This window comes from Dietzia sp. E1, assembly GCF_014145015.1.
Taxonomy (GTDB): Bacteria; Actinomycetota; Actinomycetes; order Mycobacteriales; family Mycobacteriaceae; genus Dietzia; species Dietzia cinnamea_A.
The window spans coordinates 1-2,166 of record NZ_JAALDU010000121.1 but is presented as its reverse complement, the minus strand read 5'-3'; the positions used below and the strand labels follow the sequence as shown (position 1 = coordinate 2,166).

Here is a 2,166-nt window from a genome sequence, read left to right as displayed (position 1 = left end):
GTGGAGACGGTCGGCGGCTGCGCCCGCCGGACGCGGAGTCAGTCCGCCGATGCGCGGTCGGTGTCGCGCTCGGCGGACTGCTCCGCGCGCGCGAGGGCCTGTCGCCCGTACGCCCACCGGGCCGTGGAGTTGAGGTGCGAGCGATGGTCGCCCATGTGCAGTCCCCAGGACAGCAGGGTGATGACCCGGTTCCGGAAACCGATGAGGAACGCCAGGTGCACGACCAGCCACAGGACCCAGGCGATGAAGCCCTGCAGCTGGAACGGGCCGATCTTGGCGACCGCGCTGTAGCGGGACACGGTCGCCATGGATCCCTTGTCGAAGTACTTGAACGGGCGGCGTGCGGCCGGCGACCGTCCCGTCGCCACCTCGCGGGCGATCTGCTTGGCGACGTACTTGCCGCCCTGGATCGCGACCGGCGAGACGCCGGGCAGGTTGTCGAGGTTGATCATGTCGCCGATCACGAAGATCTCGGGCCGGCCCGGCAGGGAGAGGTCCTTGTTCACCAGCACGCGCCCCGCGCGATCCACCTCGGCGCCGGTCTGCTCGGCGAGCATCCGGCCCAGCGGGCTCGCCTGGACGCCGGCCGACCAGATCTTGCACGTGGCGTCGATGCGACGCAGCGATCCGTCCTGGTCCTTGACCTCGATACCGTAGTAGTCGACGTCGGTGACCATGGCGTTGAGCTGGATCTCCACGCCGATCTCCTCGAGGCGCGCACGAGCGGCGTTGCCGAGCCTGTTGCCGAACGGCGGAAGCACGGCCGGGGCGGCGTCGAGGAGGATGACGCGGGCCCGGCGCGGGTCGATCCGCCGGAAGCTGTTCTTGAGGGTCCGCCGCGCCAGTTCGGCGATCTGCCCGGCCATCTCCACCCCGGTCGGGCCGGCGCCGACGACGACAAAGGTGAGCAGCCTGCGTCGCTCCTCCTCGTCGTCCGTCACCTCGGCCTGCTCGAAGCAGCCCATGATGCGGCTCCGCAGCTCCAGCGCGTCGTCTATGGACTTCATGCCCGGCGCCCAGTGCTCGAAGTGATCGTTGCCGAAGTAGGACTGGTTGGCCCCGGCGGCGACGATGAGGCTGTCGTACTCGAGCTCGAAGTCGACGTGCCCGGCCGTCGCGTGCACCCTCCGGGCGGCGACGTCGATCTGGTCCACCTCCCCCAGCGCGACCGTGACGTTCTTCTGGTCCCTCAACACGAGCCGGGTCGAGGGCGCGATCTCGCCGACGGACAGGATGCCCGTCGCGACCTGGTACAGCAGCGGTTGGAAGAGGTGGTGGCCGGTCCTGGCGACGAGCGTGACGTCGACGTCGGCCTTCTCCAGCGCCCGGGCGGCGGCGAGCCCGCCGAATCCCGACCCGATGATGACCACCCGATGGCGGTTCTCCTTCGACGGCCCACTGTTCATCGGCGAGTGCGAGTATCCGGTCATGGCGCCTCCTCGAACTGACTGTGCCGTTCCCATGAGCCCGTCGACGGGCTCCGTTGCGGCCGACCCTAGTCGTGTTCGTCGGGCGCGTCGTCCGGTTCCGGGTGGCCGTTCTCGTACATCTCCGCATCCATCAGGTACGACGCGCCACCGTCCCCGACCCAGAACCCGTTCGTGTACGTGCCGGTGACGGACGGGCACTCGTGCGCGATCGCGTAGACCTGCGCGACGAGGTCCGCGGCGTCGAGCTCGCCGTCGGCGTCCCGGTGCGGACTGACGATGCCGACCCGGTCCGGCACGGCTCCCGGTCGCCCCAGCAGCGTGACGCGGCGGGCGCGGTGGTCCCCGTCCCGTGCCAGGCGCAGCACCCGGCGGATGACGGTGTCGCGATGGGTGCCCGAGATCGGCTCTGCGATATCCATGCCCGGCACCCTCACACGCCCGCGGGGGTGCGCGTCCCGCGACGGGCGCAGTGAGCGCCGGAGCTGTGGATGCAGTGCCGGACCTGTGGATACGGCGTCCCCGCAGCTCCCGACGCCGGGCCGGCTTACGGCATCGCGTCCCCGGGCGATCCCCAGGAAAAAACCAGTCCGCGAGCGGTTCGGAAGGGCGAGAGTCACTGTTACTCTCGGCCAAGTGAGCGGAGATCACTCTCTGCTCGCGCCTCATGCCCGTCGAAAGGAGACACATCCATGGGTTCTGACCTGACTTCCACATGTTTTAGTGTCACCCTGCGTTG

The 2,166-nt window shown here is 69.5% G+C and carries 2 protein-coding genes; both read right to left on the bottom strand.

The genetic code is table 11. The features are described 5' to 3' along the window. Positions 1–38 precede the first annotated feature (38 nt). Positions 39–1,430: an NAD(P)/FAD-dependent oxidoreductase gene (locus G6030_RS05155; protein WP_182642415.1), complete on the bottom strand. Its 1,392-nt coding sequence runs from the start codon at positions 1,428–1,430 to the stop codon at positions 39–41. 65 nt (positions 1,431–1,495) lie between these two features. After that, a complete protein-coding gene (locus G6030_RS05150; RefSeq protein ID WP_182642414.1) occupies positions 1,496–1,849 on the bottom strand; it encodes a hypothetical protein in 354 nt (117 codons plus the stop codon). Between the last annotated feature and the right edge of the window lie 317 nt (positions 1,850–2,166).

What these genes read in the sequence shown, in the direction of transcription:
- G6030_RS05155 (WP_182642415.1), bottom strand. Translation starts at nt 1,430, where the DNA reads ATGACCGGATACTCGCACTCGCCGATGAACAGTGGGCCGTCGAAGGAG.
- G6030_RS05150 (WP_182642414.1), bottom strand. Translation starts at nt 1,849, where the DNA reads ATGGATATCGCAGAGCCGATCTCGGGCACCCATCGCGACACCGTCATC.